General features: G+C 38.9%; 22 protein-coding genes. All 22 read right to left on the bottom strand.

Annotation, left to right across the window (positions count from 1 at the left end):
* Positions 1–16 precede the first annotated feature (16 nt).
* Entirely contained in the window at positions 17–2,182 is a 2,166-nt protein-coding gene (locus CALKRO_RS03445) for a M23 family metallopeptidase (protein WP_013429725.1), read from the bottom strand.
* A gap of 134 nt (positions 2,183–2,316) precedes the next feature.
* Complete coding sequence (locus CALKRO_RS03440) at positions 2,317–2,772, bottom strand: metal-dependent hydrolase (RefSeq protein ID WP_013429724.1); 456 nt, start codon at positions 2,770–2,772, stop codon at positions 2,317–2,319.
* Between the two features lie 16 nt (positions 2,773–2,788).
* Positions 2,789–3,310, bottom strand: a complete 522-nt coding sequence (locus CALKRO_RS03435; RefSeq protein ID WP_013429723.1) for an HD-GYP domain-containing protein — start codon at positions 3,308–3,310, stop codon at positions 2,789–2,791.
* Positions 3,311–3,375: 65 nt separating this feature from the next.
* The gene (locus tag CALKRO_RS03430) at positions 3,376–3,846 is read right to left on the bottom strand and encodes a single-stranded DNA-binding protein (protein WP_013429722.1); all 471 of its coding nucleotides are present in this window, start codon (positions 3,844–3,846) and stop codon (positions 3,376–3,378) included.
* Positions 3,847–3,864: 18 nt separating this feature from the next.
* Positions 3,865–4,494: an SAF domain-containing protein gene (locus CALKRO_RS03425; protein WP_013429721.1), complete on the bottom strand. Its 630-nt coding sequence runs from the start codon at positions 4,492–4,494 to the stop codon at positions 3,865–3,867.
* 36 nt (positions 4,495–4,530) lie between these two features.
* Positions 4,531–5,211: a hypothetical protein gene (locus CALKRO_RS03420; protein ID WP_013429720.1), complete on the bottom strand. Its 681-nt coding sequence runs from the start codon at positions 5,209–5,211 to the stop codon at positions 4,531–4,533.
* Positions 5,212–5,268: 57 nt separating this feature from the next.
* Positions 5,269–5,481 carry a hypothetical protein gene (locus CALKRO_RS03415; RefSeq protein ID WP_013429719.1) on the bottom strand — a complete coding sequence of 71 codons (213 nt, stop codon included), beginning with the start codon at positions 5,479–5,481 and terminating at the stop codon, positions 5,269–5,271.
* Entirely contained in the window at positions 5,482–5,937 is a 456-nt protein-coding gene (locus tag CALKRO_RS03410) for a prepilin peptidase (RefSeq protein ID WP_013429718.1), read from the bottom strand.
* 8 nt (positions 5,938–5,945) lie between these two features.
* Positions 5,946–6,416 (bottom strand): hypothetical protein, encoded by a 471-nt coding sequence (locus CALKRO_RS03405; protein WP_083789242.1) that lies wholly within the window; start codon positions 6,414–6,416, stop codon positions 5,946–5,948.
* Complete coding sequence (locus CALKRO_RS03400; RefSeq protein ID WP_013429716.1) at positions 6,406–6,837, bottom strand: hypothetical protein; 432 nt, start codon at positions 6,835–6,837, stop codon at positions 6,406–6,408. Before CALKRO_RS03400 ends, CALKRO_RS03405 begins: the two co-directional genes overlap by 11 nt.
* A gap of 68 nt (positions 6,838–6,905) precedes the next feature.
* Positions 6,906–7,094 (bottom strand): hypothetical protein, encoded by a 189-nt coding sequence (locus CALKRO_RS03395; RefSeq protein ID WP_013429715.1) that lies wholly within the window; start codon positions 7,092–7,094, stop codon positions 6,906–6,908.
* Between the two features lie 19 nt (positions 7,095–7,113).
* Positions 7,114–7,299 (bottom strand): hypothetical protein, encoded by a 186-nt coding sequence (locus CALKRO_RS03390; RefSeq protein ID WP_013429714.1) that lies wholly within the window; start codon positions 7,297–7,299, stop codon positions 7,114–7,116.
* A complete protein-coding gene (locus CALKRO_RS03385) occupies positions 7,300–8,034 on the bottom strand; it encodes a dolichyl-phosphate beta-glucosyltransferase (protein ID WP_013429713.1) in 735 nt (244 codons plus the stop codon).
* A gap of 1 nt (position 8,035) precedes the next feature.
* Positions 8,036–8,707 carry a class I SAM-dependent methyltransferase gene (locus CALKRO_RS03380; protein WP_013429712.1) on the bottom strand — a complete coding sequence of 224 codons (672 nt, stop codon included), beginning with the start codon at positions 8,705–8,707 and terminating at the stop codon, positions 8,036–8,038.
* Between the two features lie 27 nt (positions 8,708–8,734).
* Positions 8,735–10,117 (bottom strand): hypothetical protein, encoded by a 1,383-nt coding sequence (locus CALKRO_RS03375; protein ID WP_013429711.1) that lies wholly within the window; start codon positions 10,115–10,117, stop codon positions 8,735–8,737.
* Positions 10,117–10,878: a hypothetical protein gene (locus CALKRO_RS03370; RefSeq protein ID WP_013429710.1), complete on the bottom strand. Its 762-nt coding sequence runs from the start codon at positions 10,876–10,878 to the stop codon at positions 10,117–10,119. Before CALKRO_RS03370 ends, CALKRO_RS03375 begins: the two co-directional genes overlap by 1 nt.
* Positions 10,879–10,881: 3 nt before the next feature.
* Positions 10,882–11,634 carry a hypothetical protein gene (locus CALKRO_RS03365; protein WP_013429709.1) on the bottom strand — a complete coding sequence of 251 codons (753 nt, stop codon included), beginning with the start codon at positions 11,632–11,634 and terminating at the stop codon, positions 10,882–10,884.
* Positions 11,594–12,736: an ATPase, T2SS/T4P/T4SS family gene (locus tag CALKRO_RS03360; RefSeq protein ID WP_013429708.1), complete on the bottom strand. Its 1,143-nt coding sequence runs from the start codon at positions 12,734–12,736 to the stop codon at positions 11,594–11,596. The genes CALKRO_RS03365 and CALKRO_RS03360 overlap by 41 nt, the downstream gene beginning before the upstream one ends.
* Positions 12,737–12,742: 6 nt before the next feature.
* Complete coding sequence (locus CALKRO_RS03355) at positions 12,743–13,963, bottom strand: hypothetical protein (protein ID WP_013429707.1); 1,221 nt, start codon at positions 13,961–13,963, stop codon at positions 12,743–12,745.
* Between the two features lie 165 nt (positions 13,964–14,128).
* Positions 14,129–21,802, bottom strand: a complete 7,674-nt coding sequence (locus CALKRO_RS03350) for an Athe_2463 domain-containing protein (protein ID WP_013429706.1) — start codon at positions 21,800–21,802, stop codon at positions 14,129–14,131.
* A gap of 15 nt (positions 21,803–21,817) precedes the next feature.
* Positions 21,818–23,608, bottom strand: coding sequence for a hypothetical protein (locus tag CALKRO_RS03345; RefSeq protein ID WP_013429705.1), 1,791 nt, complete (start codon positions 23,606–23,608; stop codon positions 21,818–21,820).
* 586 nt (positions 23,609–24,194) lie between these two features.
* Positions 24,195–24,575 carry a type II toxin-antitoxin system RnlB family antitoxin gene (locus CALKRO_RS03340; protein WP_013429704.1) on the bottom strand — a complete coding sequence of 127 codons (381 nt, stop codon included), beginning with the start codon at positions 24,573–24,575 and terminating at the stop codon, positions 24,195–24,197.
* Positions 24,576–24,629 lie beyond the last annotated feature (54 nt).

Here is a 24,629-nt window from a genome sequence, read left to right as displayed (position 1 = left end):
TTTTTTATCTTACAAGCTACTGCAAAATTTCAAACGGGTCAACAGGCTGTCCTGCAATTCTGATTTCAAAATGAAGATGCGGGCCAGTACTCCACCCTGTTGAACCCACTCCGCCAACTACTTGTCCCTGTGTGACAGCCTGTCCTTTTTCAACAACGATTGAATTCAAGTGTGCATACAATACCTCTATTTCTTGTCCTGAAAGAGTGCCCTTTACAATAACAGTGTTTCCGTAACCCTGCATAGCTCCGGTAAACTCAACTATACCGTCTATTATACTTTTCACATCAGTGTTCACTGGAGCTCCAATGTCAACGCCAGTATGCATTTTCTCCCTGCCTGTGATTGGATGAATTCTCAGCCCAAAGAGGCTTGTTATTATCATGTATTTGCTATCTACTGGCATGTACTCTGGATGTTGTTTTTCAAAGCTTCTGAACTTGAAGAGTCTTGCCTGAGCAATAAGTTTTGGTGCATAGTATGTGCGTGTCTTTTTGTAGTCCGGTGCATCTGATTTACAGCCTTCAGGACCAAGCCAGTAGCTTGCCAATGCTGGTATTACACCTTCCTGCCATCCGCTTCCCGCCCAGTCAATTTGTGCACCACCAAGATAGCTTTTAAAGACAAATGAACCTATCAGAATCTGGTCACGTGGGTTATTGATATCACCTGTAATGTCGATGTTGGGGTAGCGTGCTTTGAAGTCTTTTACGTGGTCGTCCCAGTAGATTTGCTGCACTTGCATAAGTCCACATGCATAACCATCTTTGTTTTTGGCTTTTGCCTTCGGGTTAAATGAGCTTTCTCTTGCTGCAATTGCAGCCAAAAACCACGAGGGAATACCCAGTATCTTTTCAGCTTCCTCAAAATATTTTTCGTATTCTCTGGGTACATATTGAATAAGCGAACTTACTGATACAACTTCTGGTCTGCCAAAAATGTTTTCTTTTACATCTTCAAACAGCCATCCAAAATCTTTGTCACCTCTTTCATAAGTCATTGCTGTGTATATGATAAGTTTTTTAGAAAATTCAACATCATCGTTTTTGTTGTCTTCAAGAATCATTTCATCAAGTCTTTTGTACTCTGCATCAACATTGTACGTGCTGTCAATCACAGGCATAGTCTGGACTTTTTGCAGTGTTTCCTCTTTTAAGACTACCTCTTGAGAATCAGTATATGAAACATTTTTAGCTTCTTTCGGAAGTGAAACAGAAGGATTTTGGTTGCCCGGATCAAGTACATCTGTTTTTACAGTTTTTTTAACTTTTCCTGTATTATCAAGATTGCTGACAATTTCATATTTTGTTTTGATGTTTAAATCCTTCGCCTTTTTTGCTTCTTTTTGTTCAATTATTTTCTTTGGATCAAAATCAAGTTCAAGTTTGCCAGCGTCATAGACACTTGCTGATACTGGCAGGTCGTTTTGGTATGTGGTTGTGGTTTTTTGAAGTTTGTATGAAACAGTAAACCGGTTTTTGATTGTATCAGCACAAATTAAAAGGAAAATAGGCTGTGTTTCTGTCACTTTTACCTTTTCTGCCCATGTTATTTTGACAGTTTGAGTTTTAATAGAACTTACTTTTTCGGTTTGACCAGTTTGAGGGTCGTATACTTCATTTTCAACCGTATACGTATACGTTCTTGTCTTTTGCTTTGTAACCTGTTTTGTAGTTTCTGTTGTAATATTGTGCTTGATATAAAAGAATCGTGGCTGCATTCTTCTTGCTATACTCAAAAGTTCATTTTTGCATTTGCGAAAGTAAACTTCTGGCAGGAGCTTTCTCACTACATCTTCTGTAACATTTTTAATACCTCTCTTTGTAGCTTCTTTCATAACTTCCTCCAAGTCCTTTTTCTCCAGTAGCCCCATGTTACTTGAAAGGACGAGGTATTTGTAATATGCAATCACCCATGGATAGGTAAGAATTAAGTCTTCGTCAATTCCATTGTAATCGTGAAGATTACCATTGAGTTTTCTTATCTCTTCTGTAATTTCACGAAGCAACCTTTCATTCTGCTCTTTTGTGAGCTTTTCTGAAATACTTTTCTCTTCAGCAAAAGAGTATATTACGGCAAGGAAGGCAACTATTATGAGAAAAAAGCCAAGGAGGGCTATAGCAACTGGATTTTTCAGTAGGTCTACAAGTTTTCTTCTTCTGGTATTTGTTCTATAATACACTTTTTAAACCCCCTTGAAAACGATTTATTTTGCCCTACAATGAACATCCAGCAACACAGACAATATAAAAAACGCCCCACAAATAAGGACGTGCTTAAAAACAGCGGTATAAATGGTATTTCAGGCTTGTTTTGTTATAAAAAACTCAAAATGAGCAAGCAAACGATAAAGATTGCGGTATCCACAACTCCGCCTGTTTTAACAAGTTTAAACCCGATTGTCGAATTTTGTCGAAGCATAGAAAGTTTAATACCTGTCCTGGTTAGGCTATCCAGCAGCAGATGAGTGATATATCCCAGTGCAAACATCCAAGCCCAATAGCTGAATTTTGAAGTCAAAAGTATTATCACACAAAGACCAATTGCAAAGTCAAGGCTATGTGTTATTGTCCTGTGCCCAAGCAGTTTGTTTATGAGCCATGAAATTGGCTTTATTTTTCTTCCCAGTAGCGAATCCGTGTGGTCTATATCAGGCAGGAGTGCTGATATGCCTGCTACCATTACTGGCAGTGACAGAACATCTTTATGAGTAAGCACTTGTATACTACTGGCTGCTGCTAAAGCAAAAGCCAAATGGGTATAGCCTCTCATATTTCCCCCTCCGGCTTTAGTTCTCCTTTTTTGTTATGAGTTCCATTTGTGCAATTGCAAGAGCTTCTATGACTGTTGGATGAAATATTTGCATTCTCCACAGTTCATCAATTGCTTCTTTTGCTGTTACAGGCTTTTTGTACTGCCGCCACAAAGAAGTCATAGCTTCAAACTTATCTGCAACCGATACAATCTGTACAGACAGTGGCAAATCTGCAGTGTCCTGATGATGAAGCAGGGCTATTGTTGAGAACTGTTCAAGCCCCAGCAGTCTCAAGATTTCTGCACCCCATTTGCTGTGGCTCTTGAGAATTTCTAATTCTTCTTTCCCTATTGTGATGGATTTATCCAGAAGTGCGTTGGGAACAAGCAACTTTCCAACATCATGCAACAGTCCTGCAGTATAATAAAATTCCTCATCCATTCCCAGATTTTTTGCCATTATAGTGCACAGTTTTGCAACGTTTAACGAATGGGTAAGAAGGATTGCGTTTTTCTCGCTCATATTCTGTAAAAGAAGACTCAAAGTTGTTTGCATATTATCTTTTGCACTCCCTTCAAAAAAGTTGACAACAACAAAAAAAGCAGGGTTTAAAACCCTGCTTAGAATGGCAGATCTTCTTCTGCTGTGATAACACCGTTTTCTACTGGTGGTTCAAAGTTTGTATCTTCTTCGAAGAACTCTTCCAGTTCCTTTTCCAGTTCATCCTCAGAAATTTCGGATTCTACTGTTTCTGCTACTGCAGTCTGTTCATGCTGCTGTTTAAGTTTAGAACCTGCAAACCAGAAACGCTCAATCACAAACCTGAAAGTAGGATATTCCACACCGTCTTTTGTTTTTCCTCTGGCATTTTCAGCTCTTGCCTCAACTAAAATTTCACGTCCCTTGTTATAGTGTTGTTCAATCAGTTCAGCGTTTTTCCCGAATGCTATGCATGGAATGAATTGAGTTTTTTTCTCTCCCTTGACTGTTCTGTCCATGGCAATTGTTATCCTGACAAGTTTGTTGCCATTCTGTGTTGTAAAGACTTCAGGGTCTTTTGTGAGTCTGCCAAAAAACAAGCATTTGTTCATGCAAACTCTCTCCTTTCCTTATTTTCCTTTTATCACAAACAAAATTCCCTGCCGTTCAGCAAGTTTTAGGGTTTTTATTGTTGAGTCATCACCTGCAACAGCCAGATAGCCAATCATCAATGCGGGTGCTTGCTGTGCTGCATTTGTCTGCTGCAGTTGTTCCTTGACACTTCGTATATCTCTAAAGTTTGGGTCGTAAACTTGAATTACTCTAACACGCCAGGAGAGTGTTTTATTTTGAATCACACACCCCAGCTCAATTTCATCCCCGATGTTTAAAAAATCGTATGGAACTGGGTCTATTCTAACAGTTGTCAATTTCATTCCATTTGCGAGAGTATTTACAGACAAATTTGTCAGGTGCTCTGGTATAATTGGTTCACCTGCCTTGATGTCATATAGAGCATACTTACCCAATATTTGATTTCTGGTTTTAGCAGCATGGATTGGCGTCTGGATATCTACTCGTGCTACTGATAATTTGTCAAGTGTGATTTGAGCGCCTGCTGGTATATCTTGTTTGGCTACAATTATTAGCTGATATTGTGGTTTATTTGCTATATTTGTGAGCAGGTAATACTCTCCAAAGGCCAGACCAGTTGCTAAGACAAGGAAAACGAAGAAAAGTCCTATTTTTTTTAGTCTCAACAAACGTCACCCCTTTTTTATGCACTACTATTTGAATTAATGATAATAGAAAGTAATACATCCAGACTTAGGTATTATTTTTAGTGAATCTTCGCATAAAGAATTATTAATAGAAAGAGCACCTGTGACAGTATACCTGTTTGTCCCAGTATCATAGAAAACCATATAGGGGTCAAAATTCCCTGTGACATCAAAGTAATTTGGCGAAAAGTCAAATGAATCTTCATAGTATGACGAGTTATCAAGAAAATCAAACCCGTACTTAACAGTTTTTGTCCCCTGCTCGTAAACTATATTTTGATTTACAGGGTCATAAAATACGTAATCAAACGTAAATTCAACCTCTACTTTTATTGCATTAGGCGGAACGTCCGGTGGAATACTGAAACTTATATAACCGCCTCCATTTTGTAGTTTTGGTATGATAATTGGTGACTGGTTAAGTGTAAGATTTACAACATAAGTGTTCTGACTGGTTGAACCTCCCCCGCCACCTGGAGTTGTGTTTTGTGTTACACCTTCTGTCAGATAATAACTCAACTGATTATCCAGTGATTGTATCGCAGCATCAATTGTTTTAGCACAACCCATAACAGAGGGTATAACTGCTAATACGGTATATACCATCAACAGGGCTGACCCAATTATCTCATTTGCACCGTTTCTGTCCTTGAACACATACACTGCCCGTGTTAAAAACTGCTTTACTTTCAGCATATAAACACACCCCTTTAAAAACTTACAGGGGGAGTCTTTCCCCCTGTACCTATTGCCTTACTTTTTGACAACTGACAAAATGACAACCAGGACAGCAACAAATACCACTGCAAGCCAGAAAAGCGATTTAATACTGCCCAGTTTTGTATGTCCTTCCTTTTTCATAACGTCAAAGGGACTTGCAGACCCAAAAAGTATTGCTGCGCATGTATAAATCCCTAATCCGAAGCCTGCTAAAATGAGACTGAGATTAAACAATACTGTTCTCATTTAAAAACTACCTCCTTCAAAGTGGTATTTTGTGAAAAGATTTATTATCACAACTGCCACCAGGCCAAAGAGCACAAACGGCATGAGTGGCAGTTGCTGTCTCCACATGTTTTCACCTGTTCTCAACATTCTCCAGTATGCAAATCCGAGTTGTAAGAGCGTACCGGCTGCAATAGCAGCGGTTATACTTCCACCGACCAGTAGAGCCAGAGCACTTATAAGTTTCAAGTCACCTCCGCCGAGCAGTTTGTAGTATGCAAGTAAAAACAGGCATATAAAAATCAAAGCAGCAACCATTAAGTTACCATTTTTAAGAAGGTTTTTTTGCCAGATTGCAATTGCCAGTACGACTGTCAAAGCCCAAATCCAGTCGGGGATCTGCCGTGTTTTGATGTCATAGTATGAAGCAATTGCTGTAATTGCAACTGCCAGAATCAAAGACAGCAAACTTTGCATTTACTATCTCACCTCTCGAATATGTCTATATCGCTGTGTATCAAAACATCTCTTGGATTGCCAAAACAATCTTTAAGCTGTGTACTGACAACAACATGTATTGCAGGGAACAGTATTTCAGCACCCTGCGGACAGGTTGTCGGGACATCACCTGCGTCATAAACCACCAGTTCCTGTATGGTAATGGGTTGAGTGGTTGTTAAAATCCTTGAGTAGCCATTGCTGTCTATTTGCAAGTTTTTCTTGAACAGGCTTGCGAAGCTATCTGCAACTGCCTGTTTACCTGTGTCATACAGTATGGTTTCCTGAGAAACATTATAAAGTGCTCCCATAGCTGATACTTTTATTGTTTGTTTTATCTTGTCGTACTGGGTAAGCAGAATTGTTGAGTTCATGGCATAGGTTGAAAGAGGAATTATGATTGTGAAAAGCAGTACAGACACGAGTACCAGTGCTGAATCTCCATTTTTATTCGCCAATGTTCTTTTTAGACACCGAGTAATACGGACCAGTTTTGGCAGTGATTGTTTGCACATTTGCACCACCTGCCCTCAAGATAGAAATCCTGACCAGTTTCATTTGTGTTGTGACGCCAAGACGGACTTCATTGCCAAAGTCTACCGGGTAAGGTGTGTAGTCAATTGTAGTTTTGCTCATGTCGCAGCCTATGGATGTCAGGTTCTCGATAAGTTCAATGTAGCGTGAAGTTGTTAATCCACCTTCTGATTCCATGATTGTCAGGTATTTTTGCACAATATGGTCAAGCTTTTGATACTTTTGAGCGTCCAGATACATTAAAATTGGATTGAAACTCAGGGATAATATAAGCGGTAGGACAATAAGGAATGAAATTACGCTTGAATTACCTTTTTTGTCTTTCAAAAGCGCAACAATTTTCAACGTTTACCACCTTCTTTTTATAGGCTTTCTCAGAAAAAGAAAGGCAGGGTAAAGGAACAACCCTGCCATTATGGAATTTGATTGAGCTGCTGTTGTATCTTGACGTTTAAGTTGTTGTAACCGCTGCTGATTGTTGTACCTAAATTCTTAAGCGGAGTAGCCATAACAAGCACAACAAAGATTAATAAAAACGCACTGCCCATCATCTCAGAAACGCCTGATTTGTCTTTAAATACTTCAGCAATTCTTCTTAACATGCCAATTTACCCCCTTTCATTATGGAATTTGATTGAGCTGCTGTTGAATCTTGGTATTGAGCGTGTTGTAACCACCGCTGATAGTAGTACCGAGGTTTTTGAGTGGTGTTGCCATAACAAGCACGACAAATATCAGTAAAAAAGCCGAACCCATCATTTCAGAGACACCGGAGTTGTCTTTAAACACTTCAGCAATTTTTTTCATCTACATCACTCTCCTTGACTGGATAATTTTTTTATATTCCAATGGGCTGAGCCCATTGTAGGCATTTGCAAGTTTAATAAGAGACTTTATCATCTCAAACGTGGTTCTTAATTTTACATGACTGCCTTTTTGTTCTTGCCAGTTTACACCTATTTCTGCAATTGAGAAATCAAGCATTTTCGCTCTAAGCAAAATCTCAACGTCAAATGCAAATCTGTTAGCTATTAGCGGTTCAGTGAACAACAACTTTGCAACTTCTGGGCGGAAGAATTTGAGACCGCATTGTGTATCGTGGATTTGTAATTGTAAAACTTCATCCACAATTGTGGAAAAAACTTTGCTTGCAAGTTTTCTCACTGAATTTCTGTGAACAATTGAATCAGGCATAGAACGCGAACCTATAACAATATCGAAGTCTTTGAGTTTTTCAATAAGTTTTCCCCACTGGTCGGGTGATACACTAAGGTCAGCATCGGTGAATCCAATGAACTCAGGTGCTGGTTTCAGACTTAATGCTTTTAAAACACCCACCCTTACTGCAAACCCCTTCCCCATGTTTCTGGGCAATCGTACTATATGCCAGCCAAGAAGTTCTCCAATTCTATATGTTTGATCGTTTGACCCGTCATCTACTAGTATCATTTCATACTGTTTTGTCAACTCATAATATCGTGGAAACAGAAGACTCATCCTGAAAAATTCATTGTATGCTGGTACTACTATAGTACCTTTCACCTTATTCACCCCCTTTCTTTTTGACAACTGCCAGAAGTGAAAGTCCCATCGGTAAAACAGGTAGCAAATAGTATTCCATAGAGAGTATAAAAAACAGCAGTCTGTTAAGACTGCCGGGCAATATTTTTAAGTTGTTCTTGCCTTTTGTAATTAGCCTGTACAAAACTTCCACCGGGAACAGCAATGAGTTGTAATAGTATATCCTGCACTCAAACTCTCTCAGCAAGGCTTTGAGCTGTTTTTTTGTATATCTTCTGTAGTGCCCACATACTCTGTCATGTTCAGAGAATAGCCATGGATGTGCTGGTACTGTGATTATTGCAATACCATTGTCTTTTAAGTTTTCATTCAGATATCGGAGTATTATCCTGTCATCTTCTAAGTGTTCCAGCACATCAAGGGCAAGTATAACGTCATATTTGTCGGTTAGCTCAACATCTTCTATCCGTGCCTTTATGATGTTATGCGCATCAATATTTGTATTCGGGTCGATGCCAGTGTACTGGTAGAACCTTGCAAAATACGCCGGACCACATCCAAGGTCAAGCACCCTTGGTGTATAGGGTGTTTTGATATATTTCTGTATAAGTCTGTGTACTATTTTATATTTCCCGAGAAACCACCAGTGCCTGTTGTAAAGTTCATTTGTCTTTGCAAGTTCCTGAGAGTCCATTTTAATCCCCCTAAAAAATAAAAAGGCTTAGTTGAGAGAGTCTTTCAGTTCTAATAAAACTGCTTCTTTGCCCTGATACAAAACTTTCACTATTTTTTTTGCTTTCAGGTATTTGATGTAACCAGAATTTGCAGGGAACAATACATACCTGACTTTTGTTTTGAAAAGCACATCTTCCGGTTTTTCGTTTAAAAGCAGCGTGGAATTAATAAAATCATCCCAGAATTTCTTGTTTGCAAAGTAATAAAGGTCAGCACGGCTGTCAATTGAACATTTCACACCACGCCATATTAAATACCCGCCATAGTGGTATTCATTGAATACTCTATCGGTTAGCCCTTCTTTTATCATGAAGTCGACCGCCTTTTTAGGCATTATGTCTGAAATTGCATTTTCGAAAAACTTTTCATTCGGCAGTATAATGTGTATTTGTGTCAACAATAAAATGGGCACTGCAAAAATTACAAACTTCTTTAGCATCTTTTCTATTCTCTCATCCTGCAAAGTTACATCTCTTGCTGCTATAGCAGTAAATATTGAAAAAATATAAATATTCCTTACACTTGTTAAAAAAGCTGCAAGCCCAAGCATAAACCATATAATATCTTTTTCACTTTTAATACTGTTTCTTGCAAAGAAAAATACTAAAATCATTGCAAGAGTAAAAAATAGTATTACCATTTCATGAAAGTTAGGTGATTGCCACTCATTGATGTACTTTGTCATGTCCTGTGCAAAAACCGTTTTGAAAAAGTAAACATATATTCCTATAAAGTGGGGATTGCTAAGAGAACCAACAAATGCTGCTGGTAACATAGCAAATCTTCTCTTTTCCAAAATTGCCAGCAAAATCAAAGTTCCTATACCCAGTACCACTGATGCATGTATATTTGCCCAGAGCAGGAAAAGAAAAAGCATTAGCATAAACCCAATTTTTTCGTTCCTAACTTTATAATAAACTGCAAGCATCAGTAAAAGGATAAGAAATCCCGTAACATGAGGTCTTGCACATATATAACCTGCTGTTGTATACATAAGCATTCCTGCATAAAATATAACCAAAGATGGTGTGTTGTTAAACAGCACAAACCCCAGCATTAAAATCAAAAATACTTGCAAAAAGTCAAACACAAACAATCCCGTAAAGCCAAGTTTGGAGTAAACGATATAGGCAATAACTTCCCACAGCCATTCGTGAGAATACCAGTGTGCTCCTGTAACAGTCCATGAAAATACATCATGAGTAAGTATTGTTTTGTGTTTTACCATGTATTCACCGGCTTTCAAGTGCCAGAACGTGTCATTCTGTATGTGATACTCTGCCTGTATCATGAGCAAAATGTAAGCAAGCAAAAATGTAAAGACAACTATGGCTAATTGATACATTCTCTTGCTGCTTGACACTTTCATCACTTCCCCAGTATCTGGTTAAGCGTATCAGTTGCCAGCTTAAACAGCGGGAAGAAGTAAATACTGATAAGGGCAAATACCATGGCAACCATTGCATAAGTAGTGTAAGTTCTTGCTTTGTCGCTCTTTTTGTAGATTTGCTCTATTTTGTTCATGGTCTCAACCTGGGCAAACACTTCCAGTGATTGTATCCCTGAAAGTCCTACTTTCTCTACTTCGAGCAGTGCTCGCTTCAAAATCTCCAACTCTCGAATTTCCAGTTCTCCCTTCAGTATCAGGAAACACTCTTCAACATCGTGTGTTGTTTTGTATGTTGCAGCGGTCTGCAAAAAAGCATCTTTATATCGTGGTTCCACTATTGTTTCGGCAATGACAGTAAAAATCCTGTCAAGACTTAAACCTGCTTTTAATCCCAATTCGCACATGAGTGCGATGTCTGAAATACTTGAACGAAGTTTGTTTTTCTGGGCTTTTTCGTACTCTTTTGGTAGTTCGTGCCCAACTATACCAAAGCCTACTGCAAGTAAAACCTGAGCTACCAGCCCTTCTGCACGAACAAGTCTGGCAAATAAAAATCCACCCACTGCAAAAATAACAGTGAGTGGAAGTGCTAAATTCTGATAGTCAAAGCTTTTTGGTTTGTTTCTGGTGTCAATAAGACTTGCTATTTTCTTTTCTGCGATTATATTGTATAGGACCATGCTCATTATAGCCAACACTATTACCTGGATTGCCAGTGGAAAGTATTTTTGTATCAACATATATCACTCTCCTTCCAGCCATTTTGACATTACCTTCCCCAGCAGCAGTGCAAATATCACTGCACTCATTACAAATGCAAACGTAGCTGGAGTTATACCCTGTGTTATCTGCTGTGTTGAAAGTGCATTGTTGAACATGTAGAGTGTAATAATGCTCATGATGAAAATCATTATAAGTCCGTAACTGATGGAAGATCTGAGCTGCACCATTGCTCTGTTTTTTTCCTGCTCTGTACCAATAAGCCTTCGTGTTATGCTTGTGATATCAGCGCCTGTTGTGTCCGCTGTCAAAAGTAGCATGAAAAAATTCCTGTAGCTTTTGATGTCTATTTCATTTGCCATACGGGCAAACAGTTCTTCATATACCAGCTGTCCCTTTTCATACAGGAGCAGGTTTTTAAGAACTATTCCTCTTACAGGTTCATCGATAAAGTGGCAGGTTTCTTTTAGGCTTTTCATAACGTTTTTGTTGATGGCGTAAAAACCTGCAAATGTGGACAGGAAACTTATAAATCCCTGGCTTAGCTTATCCTTTGCTCTTGCTACCAGATAGTCATACAGGAAAGAAAGAAACATAAAACCTATTACCGCAAGACCAATACCCTGCAGGATACTGTAACGAATTCCAAATGCAAAAAGTCCTATTGTTACTGCAATTTGAACTGCAAAGTAGACTTCAAAGAACAGGAAGTTATTGATTGTGTACCGCAGAAATTTATCCCTGCGTTTGTAATACATCCAGAACTTCTTCAGCACAGCTATTCGCCTCTTTTCTGACCCGATAGATTTGTTTTAGTTTAAATTTTTCCATGTACAGAATATAGTCCACTGAGTGTAGTATAACATTTCTCAAGAAGTTTTCACTCAAGTCATTGTCAACCATTTTCATGAGTATTATCAGTTTTTCAATTGCTTCTTCTGCTGAGTTAGAGTGTATTGTTGTCATAGAACCCCACATACCAGAGTATACTGCCATTATCCATTCGTATGCTTCTTTGCCTTTGATTTCGCCTATGATGATCCTGTCAAGGGATTCCAGAAGTCCTATCTTTGTAAGTTCAAACAGCGAGTAATCTTTTATGTTGGGGTTTTCAGTCTGTCTTATGAGTTCAACCCATGAATTATCGTGTACTCTTGGAATTTCAGCACTTTCTTGTATTACTTTGTATTGTTCGATTTCGGGTATTTCCCTGACTAGTGCGGAGAGCAGAGCAGTCTTGCCCGATGCAGGTGCACCGGCTATAACAATTGTTTTTCTTTTCTTTACAAAATCTTTTAGCCGGTTGGCCTGCTGAGGTGTTAATACTTCTAATTCGACAAGTTGGTCAAGTGTTCTGCTGGTAGGCGGTTTTCTGATTCTCAGTACCGGTGTATCAAGAGTTAGCACTTCCAGGGTTGCAACAATTCTGAGTGTTTGTCTGGGGTCGGATACGACTACTTTTGCCTCATTCTCGTTTATCCATTTTCCATTTAAAACCACAACTCGCTTTATGAATTCTCTTAACTGTTTTTTAGATTTGAACTTTTTATTTGTCCTGTAGACAATGCCATTTTTCTTGTATGCGATGTAGTCGGGACCATTGACAAAAACATCTGTAACTTCCGGATCTTCAAGCAAATCCTGCAGTATCCCGTACCCAACCATGTTGTTTATGACGTCCTTGACGCTTATCTTTTTGAATCCCTTTTCAGCTATGATTTTTTGAATTTCACTGCTCAGGTTTGCAAGTTGCAGTTCATTTGCAGCAATCACCTCTGGGCGACGTCTTATGAGTTCCTGAATTATCTCTGTTATTTTTTCTTCTTCAAGTTCTTCTGTATCAATGCGAAGGTTCACATGCAGCGGATTGATTATCACTGATCATCACCTGCCTATCAACGTTTCAATCAGTTTTGGCAGCGCTTTGTTCATTTTAGCCGGGATTGAGTGTACATATTTAAAATTGTTTTGTTCTGCTATATCAACTACAATTCCTCTGTCTATTTCACTTGTCAAACCTTCTCCGAACAGGCATATGTGGATTTTTGACTTGTCAAGTCCCCACATGTGTTCCAGTTTGTTCAATATCTTTAATGTCTTTACGACACTGAATTTTGTAGCTTCAACAAGTACAAGTATCTTGTTGCTTTCAGCGAATGTTGTTACAACGCCGCTTGTCCATATACCATATCCTGCGTTTACTACTGTGTAAGCTGTACGGTTAATCAGTCTGAGGATTGCTAACAGGTGTTTTTCATTGACTGTAAAGAATACATCATCGTCTATGCCCGAAAAGATCTTTAAATTGCCCTGTTTTACAAGGTGTTTCTCTAAAAGTTCCTGGGTGAAATCTCCCGAGTTTATCATCTTAACAATGTAATCAACATTGCAGGGTTGAATTTTCAGAATACCTGGTATTCTTGGTGTTATTTCTTCAAAGTCAACAAGAGCAATTTGGCTTTTTATGCGCTTCTGGGTAAGGAAACTATCGAATCCTTTTGTAAGTTCGATGCTGAACTTTGCGCTCAGGTGCGGGTTGTCAAGACTCCAGACACCAACTGTTACCGGCTGGATGAATACCGGCTTTTCTACTTCAACTACTTTCTCTTTCTCAACTACCTTTTCTTTTTCAATCACTTTCTCGACTATCTTCTCAACTTCCTGTGAAGTGGTTTTATAATCTGCCTGTTCTGTTTCCTGCTGAACCTGTTTCGTTGTTACCGCAATATCTTTTGCACCGCTCACTTTTAGATATATTGGTGTTATATCTGCAAATGTACGCGGATTATTGTAAATATTAACTATCTCCTCAATCGTTGCAGAACCTGCTATTATATCATACACCCCGCAGGTGATCAGGAACTTGACCAGTTCTGCTCTGTCTTCTATGTCAGCAAACAGTATAAAAATTATCCTTGTGTTTTTACTTCTTAATTGAAATATTGTATCCTCTAATGGTATCGAACCTTCTAAATGCGGTGAAACAATCACCGCTTCAAATTCGTTCTTGAGCAGATATTCCCGGTAATAAACAATCTGAGAATCCTGTATTTTTTGCACAAGCTGATTATCTATTTCAGGTATGCCTGTTGCTATTGCTACCAATTCCAGTGCACCTCCTTTAAAAAATTAAAAAGCCACAGAGATTTTTAACTATCCCTGTGGCTTAATTTCTATTTTTACATTTTTGTAGACACATTTTTTATACACTTCTGCTAACAATTACAAGCTTATTATACACTACTGCAAAGGAAAATGCAAGTGGTTTTTTTAAGGAGTTATAATTTCTGTTCCGTATTGCAGTTCACCCTTAACCAGCACTGATAGGTCCACATCTGTTGTTTTATATGAACCATCAGCGTTTTTTCTGTATGCTCTGACCTTTATATACAGTTTATCGGGTGGGTTGTTGTTTGACAGAAAGTATGAAGGTCTGCCATAAAGCCGGAGCATTTCATTGTAGTCAAATGTATTGCCTTTAGTCCAGTCGGACCAGCGGTAAACTCCATCCCACAGATTGTGCTGTGCTGCAGCAGGGAACTTTTCAATTGCCCATGAATTGTAATGATGGATTCTAAATCGTACCATTAGTTTTTTGTCATCCAGATCAGAACTCCAGGTGTTCAGGTATGGTGCACCGGTCTTGTCCGGTATTAACCATGTATGAAGGTCTATTAGCTGCATTGTTCCCGTGAGATTGCCCTGAGAATCTCTTGCTTCCCAGTAGCCGGTTATTGTTTTTGTAACTCGTTGACCTTTAACTGTTGTCTCTACCCTGTCGAACCATGCTTCAATCTTTTCGACGTAACCTGTTGTTTTTGCTTTCACAATGAGTGCTTCACCAATTCTGATTTCACTTGCTTTTACTGTGCGCTGTTTAAGCATTTCTGCTTCTGCCCTGTTCTTTGCTCGCTTCTCAAATTTCTCCAACCATGCATTGATTGTAACAGGTGTGCTGATGTAATACGTCTGCACATACCAGTTGCTCCATAACGGTTTCAACTTTGTGCTTCTTGATGTTGGATTGTCCTGTACTCTGTAGCCTATTTCGTATGTTCCATCGTATGTGTAGCCTGCTTCTTCAAGTGTGTCTGGTAACCTGTCAAAATACTGGGTCTGGCCGTTGAACTTGATATACCACTGTTCAGCGTTTTTCGGGTCGCCGTCAGGGTCACTGTATGTTGTTTGTGGTCTCAAACGTGTTCTGTGGTCGGTGATTGTCATTGTAAATGTTCCTGTTGGTGGGTTGTTTACAAGTTCGGGTGTTGTGTCCTTGCTTGTAGAGTATACTTTGAACCACTTAGAAACAACAGCCGAGTAGTTATTGTTGGAATCCTTAACCTGCAGTGAGAGTCTATAACTGCCTTCTTGCATTGTTGCAATGTAGCTCTTAACTGTGCTGATATTATTGTTTGTCGCTTCACCAAAGTCCTTGTTTGTGCTGCCATCGCTGTTATAAATCCACCAGTGCCATGCTGTGATGGTATCACCGTCAGGGTCATAGCTCTTGTCCTGCAGGTTGCTTGGTTGATTGCCCTTGAGTATTTCAGAGTCAACTACAAAGTCAGCTACTGGTGGATTGTTGCTGGTAGTCAGGTCAATCATTGCAATCTTGGGTTTGCTCCATACACCAACACCGTTTGGCCCGTCACAGTCCTGAACTTCAAGTTTGATAAGATATATCTTGCCACTCTGCAGCGTCATGTTCTGCAAATTAGCAAGTGTTGTGTCTGTCCATGTACTGTCATCTATTGTCTTGTACTGCCAGTGCCAGTTGATTATACCTTTGTCGCTTCTGTTGTACTGGTGGTCAGGGTCATAAGATTTGTCGGTGATTGTCAGCTTGCCGATAGATTTGTTGTAGGTTGCTGTGAAGTCTGCTATTGGTCGTCTGTGCACATACAATATCATTTGTCGTTCTAATTTGCTCCAGAGCTTGTACTCATCGAAGTCAGAAGTAGACGGTGGTGGTGAGTCCTGTACCTGGAATGTTACTGTGTACTTGCCCGGTTTTGTGAATACCTCAATCGGTGCGTTCAGCCATGTGCTGTCAAACTCTGCTTTACCCTGTGAGTTATCAAATACTGTTTCATCATGTTCATAACGCCATCTCTGATTGATAATAGCATCATTCTCATAATCCTCCCAGTATGGGTAGTAGATGATCTTTTCCTCATCGGCAAGCACATATAACGGGTCAGGTGTAATCTGCGGATTGGTGTATTTTGCTTTGATGTCGTTCAGTGCCTGGTCAAGGACTGCTATTGCATTGCCTGCCGAGTCGTAGAGTTTACCGTCGGTTGCATTGGCAAGTTGTCTTAAAGTTACTTGTTGTTGGAAATAAAGTTTATCAAAGTTTGTAGACGGTGTAACACCAAAGAATTTAATATTGTTACGTGTCATGAAGTTTAACAATATTTTGTCAATACTCCAAAACGAAAAGTACTGACCCCAATTTCCTGATGACCCCTGCGTATCAGATACATAAATTGTGTAGTTGTCCCAGTCTTCTTTGTAATTAGTTATGATTGGTGCGACACTTAGTGAAACTACAGGAATATTAACGTATCCTATTGCATATGGGTAACCGCCGGCTAATGTCTTGTAAATAGTATTTCCTGAGCGGAAAACGAGAGAACCTGACTTATTTATCCATCCTTTATCTGCATTAGATATATACATATCGGCTATGTTTTCTTTTGTATAGTAACCACTGAAAGATGAGTATTTATTGTTCTGGTCTATATATCCTCCACCAATCAGTGTTGAGCATTTGCTACTGCCTAATACTGCTTTTGGTATAACCTGTGACAGCGATTGTACGAAGCCTGAATAAGGTCTTACGGTATAAATCCAACCACTACTATTGGGTTCTTCTAAAAACCAGTTTGAAATATTTGCTACCCACATAGGGTTAGAAGGGTCATAGTTAAAATCAACACTGGTTGTAATTGAATTTGATGAGGTACTATAATCATACAACGGCACAAGTGAAACGAATTTGCTCAGGTCGGATGAACTTATTCTTGGATAATCAGAACTATAGTCATATATAGTATCATTGCAGAATCCGCCATACTTATCTTTTAAAACAGCCGAGAAATATGGCCAGTAATCAGTGTAATGGGAGATAAACCAATTGTTTAAATCCACCGTACCATAGGGACTTATACTGTCGTAAATTTCGTAAAACCTACTGCTATATCCACTCCATTCAGCATCGTAGCTATAGGTAAAAGTTTTGTAGTTCGGTGAATAATACCATGACCCAAAGAAGAGAAAAGTATTCCTATCTTCATAGCTACTTGACCAAAAATCAGTTATGTGGTGTCGAATTTTATAAACTTCAACATTTCCATAACCAGTACTCTTTTTAAATCTGAGAATTATACTTGAATGAAAGTCACCTCGAGTATTACTGTTAAACCCTGGCCCTGGCCCTTGATAATTATCTCTCCAGAGTATTTCAATTTCTTGTATCCCTGTTCCCATAAGAATAAATTGATAGTTCAATGGTCCTGCAATTTGACTACCAATTAATGAAGCAATCCTATCGGAGTAAAGACACTGATATAAATTACCAGTTGTCGTTAGAACATAAGCTGCGGTAAAGAAACCATTTCTATCAATCAGAAATTTAACACTTTTTATATTTTCTGTTAAAGTAGCCATTACATTTACTTCTTTAGTACATGTATTATATCTAAAGACGGAGTAAGTTCCATTTTTAACGCCCACACCAATACCACATCCGTTAGGGAATGTATTTGAAGCTGCGATTACATCATCGAAATCATAGTTTAACCAGCTCTTTAAAAGTCCACATGAATATGCTTTTTCAGTATTACCAACACTCTGCGTTGTATTGGTTCCATCATAGCTATTGATATTGACATATACACCATATGGATATAGATCTGCTTTGAGTTGATTGAGTTTACCTACTATCTGGTTGTATGCACTTTCTGTCTTGTCAGTAAGAACAGTTATATTGACTTTTTTAATTTCTACTTTGCTTGTATTCAGAGTTGCCATTGGAGCAACATTGATAACTTCAACAATTTGCTCTACCTGTGCTGATTTCCTATCCTTAGTTGTCACAAACTGCGGTATGGTTTCCTGCCCAAACTCTTCCTTGACAATTAATTTCACCTCATACTTACCAACGTTGTTTGTTTTAAAAGCAACTGTTGTTAGGTTGCCACAATCGGAATTGTCTATGTCAAAAGTTGATAAGTCTATCTGCTGCCATGTTCCATCAGATTTAAGTGCATACCATGTTTCGTCGTCAAAATTACCGTCATTATTAGAATCCCACGCATAAAGCCAAGCATGTTTTGCTACAACGTCGTTATCAGGACTGTAACTGTTACTGGTGAGTTGGACTGTAGCTTTTGAGCTATCATTCGGGTCTCTAATTATTTTTGTTGGGCAGGTATAACTTGCTACTGGTGGCTCGTCCGGCTTAATCTCTATATACCATGTTCCAGTTGCACTGTTGCCATAATTGTTTGTAAGTGTAAGAGTAACCTTGTACCTACCTGCTTCCTTGAACAAACACGTGAGTTTTGATGAACCTTCTAGTGGTTCTACAGTTTTTATACTTGTCGGGTCTATATCACTTGTTGCCGGTGTTATTGTCCATTTTGCTTTGCTCCAATCAATCTGTGCACGCTTTGAACCTGCATAACTGTATGAACCGTCTAAAATAACCTTTCGGTTTTCTTTCAGAGTTCCAAACGTGTACAGTTTGGGTTGTGGAATTGCAGGAATAACAGAAAATGAATCAGTTGCTGTAGCACCTAAACCCAAACTGTCTGTTACAGTTGCCGTGACTGTATATGAACCAACATTTGACGACCAGAACAAACGACCATCGAAATAATCCCCAGGTGGTGTTACAGTAACTGATACATCCTTAATACTGTCACCCAGTGGTGCATCAGGGTCATAATAAGAAGTTGTTATATACACATCATCACCCTGTGGTACAACCTTTGGTGTTGCTGATACCCAGATGTATGGTGGATTATTGCTCAGTGTAACTTGCTGTGCTCCAAATATTTCAGTATCCGTTCCTTCTTTTGTGGTTCCATCTGTAAATGTAACCACTGCTCTGAATGTAAAAAGTTGTGAACTGTCATTGTTTACTGTATACGTTTTCGCTCCCAGCGGTACTGAAACAGATGTGTTGTTGCCTGTAATAGTTTTTATCAAATCGCCGTTGCAGTAAATTTCCCATTTTGAAATTGTCTTGCCACCAGTAGATGATATTGATGCGCTGACACCTACCTGTACATCTGTTGTCGGTGGGTCTATTGTTCCTTTGAACGGGTTTTTTGTTGCCTGTGCTGTTGATGGTGAAATCTGACCATCGCATGTTACTTCACCGACCTGTTTCGGTGGCTGGTCTATCATTACATCCACCTGTGCAAGGTCTGAATCGTAATATGTTGAATCAGGATCGCCACTGTACCATACCCTTGCACGACCTACAAAGGTTATCTTGCCTGGTCCTGCTGGTACTTTGAAGTTTGTATATGTCCTTGATGCATTTACGCTTGTTGCGCTTGTGTCCTGATACAATACCTGTGCGTTCGGGTCGCTTGTCACGTCCGATTTTCTGATATATACTGCCCATCTTCTTATCTGTCTTGGTGGGTTTTTAACAAACGCATTTGCGCTGACTGTAATTGTAACAGTTGAACCTCCTGTAACAGACGATGGGCTTGCCGAAAGCGTTATGCTTGGCGCTTGAGCTGGCTTTATAACCTCTACTGGTACAGACACAGTTGTGGTTGCCGTTGCTGTCCTGTTATTTGAGTAGTTCACTGTTGCTTCAACAGTAAAATCTTCGCTTGTTACATCTTTGCTTGTGTTGATTGTGATGTTCTGGCTTGCAACTGTTGCCTGTGTCTTGTTTGAATTGTATGAGATAGAAGCAGCCGGAACAGTAACAGACGCTCCTGTCCTTTTATGTGTTATCTTGATTGTCCAGCCTGTTATTGTGTACCCACCCGGGCTTGATACCTTTGCGATAATGTTTTTGATTGTGACTGTGTCCTGGGCAGGTGTCCATGATGTGCCTGATGTCATTGTAACAGTGATTTTGTCATCCGACATTGCATTGACTGTTGGCTGTGTGGGGTCTGCAAGTACCGCTTTTACCGTAGCCTTTGTAGGTTCCACATCTGACCATGGCGACTCATGCAAATTCCCGTTTGGGTCTTTCAAAACGTACCTGACCTTGCCGTAGTATGCCGGTGTACCTTCCTTGTCCGGCTGGATGTATGTTGTGTTGTAATCAAAAGTTTTGCTCTGTGTAAAGCTTGTGATGGTTGTAGCGGTTGTATCATAGCTTTCGCTATAATCCGGTGTTGTTGCGCTTTGAACCCTGTTTACATCTTTGTCAATCACAAAGTCAAGTCTGACAACCTTCCAGCCAGCAGGAACTGTCATACCCCAGACCTTTACAGGTTTTACTTTGTGCTGGATTGTTGATGGGTTGTACTGCCCGTTTGAGATTACAACTTCGCTATAAGAAGGAGTTACTGAAAGTTGAAGCTGTGGTTTTGATAACTTTGGCTGAACTTTGATTGTAAATGATGTAGAAGCTGAATTAGATGCATCAATAGGTCTTCCATCTTTTGGATATATTCTTACTTTACCTGAGATTGTTACTGTATTGTCACCGGGAACCAGTATGTTTGGCGGAATAGAAATTGAAATCCCTGGTGAAACAGTCCTGAACATTACTTCATTACTATCCTTTGACACAGGTACCGCATTTACATATTCTCCTATAAGTGCATTGGGACTTGCTTCTTTTAAATCTATCGTTATATCTTTATTTGTTTCTGGATCTTTATGTGTAATTTTAAAATAGTTAATGATAGTTGCATAACTTGTAACATCGTTTCTTGTCGTTACAAGGCTTTCATAATAAGGGTCTGCGCCATTTGAACCAAGATTGTCCGTAAGTTTACCTGTGATAAACACATTCACACTTGGTGGCATGTTTGTTGCAGGGTCATATTTTAACACAGACCCGTTCTGGTCAAGTTTTACAAGATAACAGTACGAATCAAGTGTTATTGAAACTGAGACTGAAGAAAGTTTTGATGGTTCTTGTTTTATCACCATACCGGAGTATGTTCTGTACCAGAGCCCACCGTTTTTCCTGTGAACAATTACAATACCAGCACTTCCCTGGCTGTCTACACCCTTAAACACTGCTCTTTGTTTGAACTCATCCGGTGGTGATGTATAGCTACTGAACTGGGAAAATAGTTCACCAAGACTCTGTCCTGATTTTAAATCCTTCAATCTATCCCTTGACTTCCATACGATATCCCATTGATAATCCTTAACTTTACTCGGGTCATATCCTGCTACAGCAAGTTTTGATTTTGTAAAGTTATCCAATTGACTGATTTCTGACCATGTCAGAACGTTGGCATATTCTACTGGTTGTGTTCCATCACCATCGTTTGGAAATTCTTTGTCTGGAAAAAGGTCACCGTTCATAGTATAACCAGCATATCTGAACCAACCACGTGGACCTGTACCATCTCTGTTTTTATGAAAGTAACCATTGGGGTCTTCTTTGAAGTTCCAAACAAAGTTGTTATCTGGCACATCCCATGGTTCACCATACACTATCATATCTCTGCGCTCTGCGTAGATTTCGCAGTTGAAGTAAACCCATTTGTTGATTGAGCTTATAAAAACTTTATCTGGTATAGTTCCTGAACCCTTGTCCGCCTGTTGTAACCAGTAACTTCTTCCTTGCCCATTATAACTATCGATTCCGCCATTGTAGAGTGTAGTATCGTCTGCCTTAACACTTTGCCATATCCCTACTGGTGGAACAAGGCTCAAAACTAAAGACAGGATACATAAAAAAGAAAGAGCTTTTGAAAAGCTCCTGTGCCTTTTAAACACTCTGAAATCACCCCTCTATTGCTTATGGTTAGGATTAGGTTTTGCTGTAAAGAAAGTTGCACCGCTTATCTGTGGTTTTGATGGATAAATCTGATATTGAATTGTTTTTCTGTCTATCCAACAGTTGTAGCACACATAAACATCACCATATTGTTTTACCAAAAACATATTCTTTGATGTCAAGTACTTTGCTGTATAAGTGTTCACGTCTTTTTTAAACTCATCTCTATACGCAACTGGAATGTAGTTGATAGCTTTGTTCTTATCCCATTCTACAAGTCCCGTCATCCCAGCTTCATCATACATCAAGGTTTCTGTAATAACATTATCACACCTAAACGAAGCAGAATAAGTAAATCCTACTTGAGTATTTCGGCAAAGTAGGAACCAAATATAGTAATTGTTCGGGTAATTCCTAACCATAGTTTTTGCTAAACCTAAAGATTTAGGTTCTTCTATTCTAAATGTTGCTTGCTTTTGTGCTGTGGTAACTCCACCGCTCATTTCATCTGCATTAAATATTGATACAAACTTATTTGCTTGCGAATCATAATTTACGTATTTGCCAGTTCCTACTTCGTTTTGTGGAATCCAGTATCTATACATTTTTACACTAACCTCATCCAGCACATCTCTTTTAGACTTATCAAACACCCTTGCAATCATCTGGACAGCTTCAGCTCTTGTGAGTGTTTTGCCTGCGTTGAAGTAGTAAACGCCAATGTACAGTGCTGATTGGTCTGGTGTGATGATTCCCAAATCTGCAAGTCTTAACATCGGTTCTCTGTAAAGCTGCGGTATCTTGTAGTAGTCCTTGCAGTAGTAAGCAAATCTTGTATGGTCGGTCGGGTATTTTCTCGGGTAGTTGACAAGAAAATCTTCAAAGTACATGTTGAAATATGGATGCTCTTTGATGTCGTAATATCCATAATAACCTTTCAAAGTAGTGCCTTTCTTTTCAAAGTAATAACCGTAGTTTATCTGTGCTATATCCCTTCTTGTTATCGGGTAACCAAGCTTTGTAAACTTGCTGACAACATTATTATCTTTCGTAAGTATTTGTCTTGCATAGTCAATTGAACTATGAACACTTGCATCTATTGTAGCTGGAATGCCTTTTGTATCCCTTACAACATCCATTGCAAATAGCCAGCCTTTTTGCCACGGTCGTGGTGCATACACTACCTTGTCAGGGTATTTTTTCTTAAACTCTGCAAGCATCTTAAAAAAAGGTTCATCTATGCTTTTGTATGTTCCCGGTGCTAAACTTATACCTTTGTATCTGTCCCATACATACTTGAATGTAGTTGAACCGTCTGCGTATTTGTATTCTAATATCAAAAGTTGATAACCTTGAATAAACTCATCAAGGTCGTAACCTGGAACATAACCAAATTCATTTTCATATCCGCCAGGTCCACCGAAAAAGCAAATACCTCTCATGAACGCCTCTGTTGGTGGTACTCTTCTGACTGATACCGGTATGTTCTTGTTTTTAAGCTCTGGCACTGCATTGATGAGCTTCCACACAATGTAGCTTGCCTGTGCTCTTGTAAGTGGCTTGTCTTGTTTGACCTCACCCGGTATCAAGCCCATAGAAACTGCTTTTGACCAGTAGTCTGCTATACCATTGGGCTTTACATTCGCACCCAGCAAGAGCGATGTCACAAACTCACCTGCTGTGATGTAGTCTATTTTGTTTATTGCTGCCTGTACTTTCTGTGTGATTGTTCCTGCCTGTGCTACTGGGAAGGCAAAGCTCAAAAGCAGGCTCAGGATGAGTAAAAAACTCAAAAGTTTTCTCATGGCTACATCAACTCCTTTTTGCTGAAGTTTTTCCTCATTATTAGTTATACCATGATTTTGAAATTTACTGCACAGAAATTTTGTCTGCTAAAAAACAAAAAACCACGGCAAATTTACTTCCTAACTTTTGCCGTGGCTAACTTCCTTTTTGTTTTTACTCATTTTTGTTTTACTCATGTAAAAACTTCGACACTCTTTATAAACACCTAAAAGACACATTTCTGGCAATTGGTTCTGAATATATTATACCACTGTAGTTTGAAATTGCAACAACAAAAAATTTGACACTCTATATAAACACCTATAAGCTACACTTCTGGCAAATCTTTTAAGTATATTGTAGCAGGTTTTTGCTCGTTTTACAAGAGCTCAATATAGCAAAGCAGCAAGGATACGAATAGCAAGTGTTATGAACATGACAAAAAAGAGAATAACTTCTGGCAGAAGCATTTTTAGAGTTTGAAATTCTTTTTGAATACAAAACCTTGAAGTTTTCTTTTGCATCTAAAAGCACTCATGAAAAACAAAAAGCCACAGACTAATTAACTGTGCCTGTGGTTTACTATCGGTTTTATTTGGTTCGCTCTTATATATCTATTCCCTTTTTTATGAGTTTTCTTTGAAAATCATTTAAAATAGAGTATTCTAATATTTCCTTGTTAACTCGCAAATAATCACTTGTAATTCTCCTAAAACTTGAATCTTTTTTGAATTTTACGATTTTATAACTTCCCAAATCAAATTTTTGTCCATCAAAATATATTGAAATAAATCTTTCATCATTATTCCCATTGAAAAGAAGCGTGTCTATCAATACATTTCCTTTCACTTTTAAGTATTCTAGTTCTCTTTCGATTTCGTCCAGTATTTCGGTCAAAAAGACACTATCCAATACTATAACCATTACTTTGTATTCAGTATTATACACCTCTTTGATTATAAACTTTTCTTTTTTTACATCTTTCATTTTTATTTCTCTCCCATTATGGTTATACTTCTTCTTTTTTAATTATTCCCACCG

It is taken from the genome of Caldicellulosiruptor kronotskyensis 2002, from assembly GCF_000166775.1.
Taxonomy (GTDB): Bacteria; Bacillota; Thermoanaerobacteria; order Caldicellulosiruptorales; family Caldicellulosiruptoraceae; genus Caldicellulosiruptor; species Caldicellulosiruptor kronotskyensis.
The sequence above is the reverse complement of the archived record's forward strand: the minus strand, read 5'-3'. Positions and strand labels throughout refer to the sequence as shown.

What these genes read in the sequence shown, in the direction of transcription:
- CALKRO_RS03440 (WP_013429724.1), bottom strand. Translation starts at nt 2,772, where the DNA reads ATGAGAGGCTATACCCATTTGGCTTTTGCTTTAGCAGCAGCCAGTAGT.
- CALKRO_RS03435 (WP_013429723.1), bottom strand. Translation starts at nt 3,310, where the DNA reads ATGCAAACAACTTTGAGTCTTCTTTTACAGAATATGAGCGAGAAAAAC.
- CALKRO_RS03430 (WP_013429722.1), bottom strand. Translation starts at nt 3,846, where the DNA reads ATGAACAAATGCTTGTTTTTTGGCAGACTCACAAAAGACCCTGAAGTC.
- CALKRO_RS03420 (WP_013429720.1), bottom strand. Translation starts at nt 5,211, where the DNA reads ATGCTGAAAGTAAAGCAGTTTTTAACACGGGCAGTGTATGTGTTCAAG.
- CALKRO_RS03415 (WP_013429719.1), bottom strand. Translation starts at nt 5,481, where the DNA reads ATGAGAACAGTATTGTTTAATCTCAGTCTCATTTTAGCAGGCTTCGGA.
- CALKRO_RS03410 (WP_013429718.1), bottom strand. Translation starts at nt 5,937, where the DNA reads ATGCAAAGTTTGCTGTCTTTGATTCTGGCAGTTGCAATTACAGCAATT.
- CALKRO_RS03395 (WP_013429715.1), bottom strand. Translation starts at nt 7,094, where the DNA reads ATGTTAAGAAGAATTGCTGAAGTATTTAAAGACAAATCAGGCGTTTCT.
- CALKRO_RS03390 (WP_013429714.1), bottom strand. Translation starts at nt 7,299, where the DNA reads ATGAAAAAAATTGCTGAAGTGTTTAAAGACAACTCCGGTGTCTCTGAA.
- CALKRO_RS03380 (WP_013429712.1), bottom strand. Translation starts at nt 8,707, where the DNA reads ATGGACTCTCAGGAACTTGCAAAGACAAATGAACTTTACAACAGGCAC.
- CALKRO_RS03375 (WP_013429711.1), bottom strand. Translation starts at nt 10,117, where the DNA reads ATGAAAGTGTCAAGCAGCAAGAGAATGTATCAATTAGCCATAGTTGTC.
- CALKRO_RS03370 (WP_013429710.1), bottom strand. Translation starts at nt 10,878, where the DNA reads ATGTTGATACAAAAATACTTTCCACTGGCAATCCAGGTAATAGTGTTG.
- CALKRO_RS03345 (WP_013429705.1), bottom strand. Translation starts at nt 23,608, where the DNA reads ATGAGAAAACTTTTGAGTTTTTTACTCATCCTGAGCCTGCTTTTGAGC.
- CALKRO_RS03340 (WP_013429704.1), bottom strand. Translation starts at nt 24,575, where the DNA reads ATGAAAGATGTAAAAAAAGAAAAGTTTATAATCAAAGAGGTGTATAAT.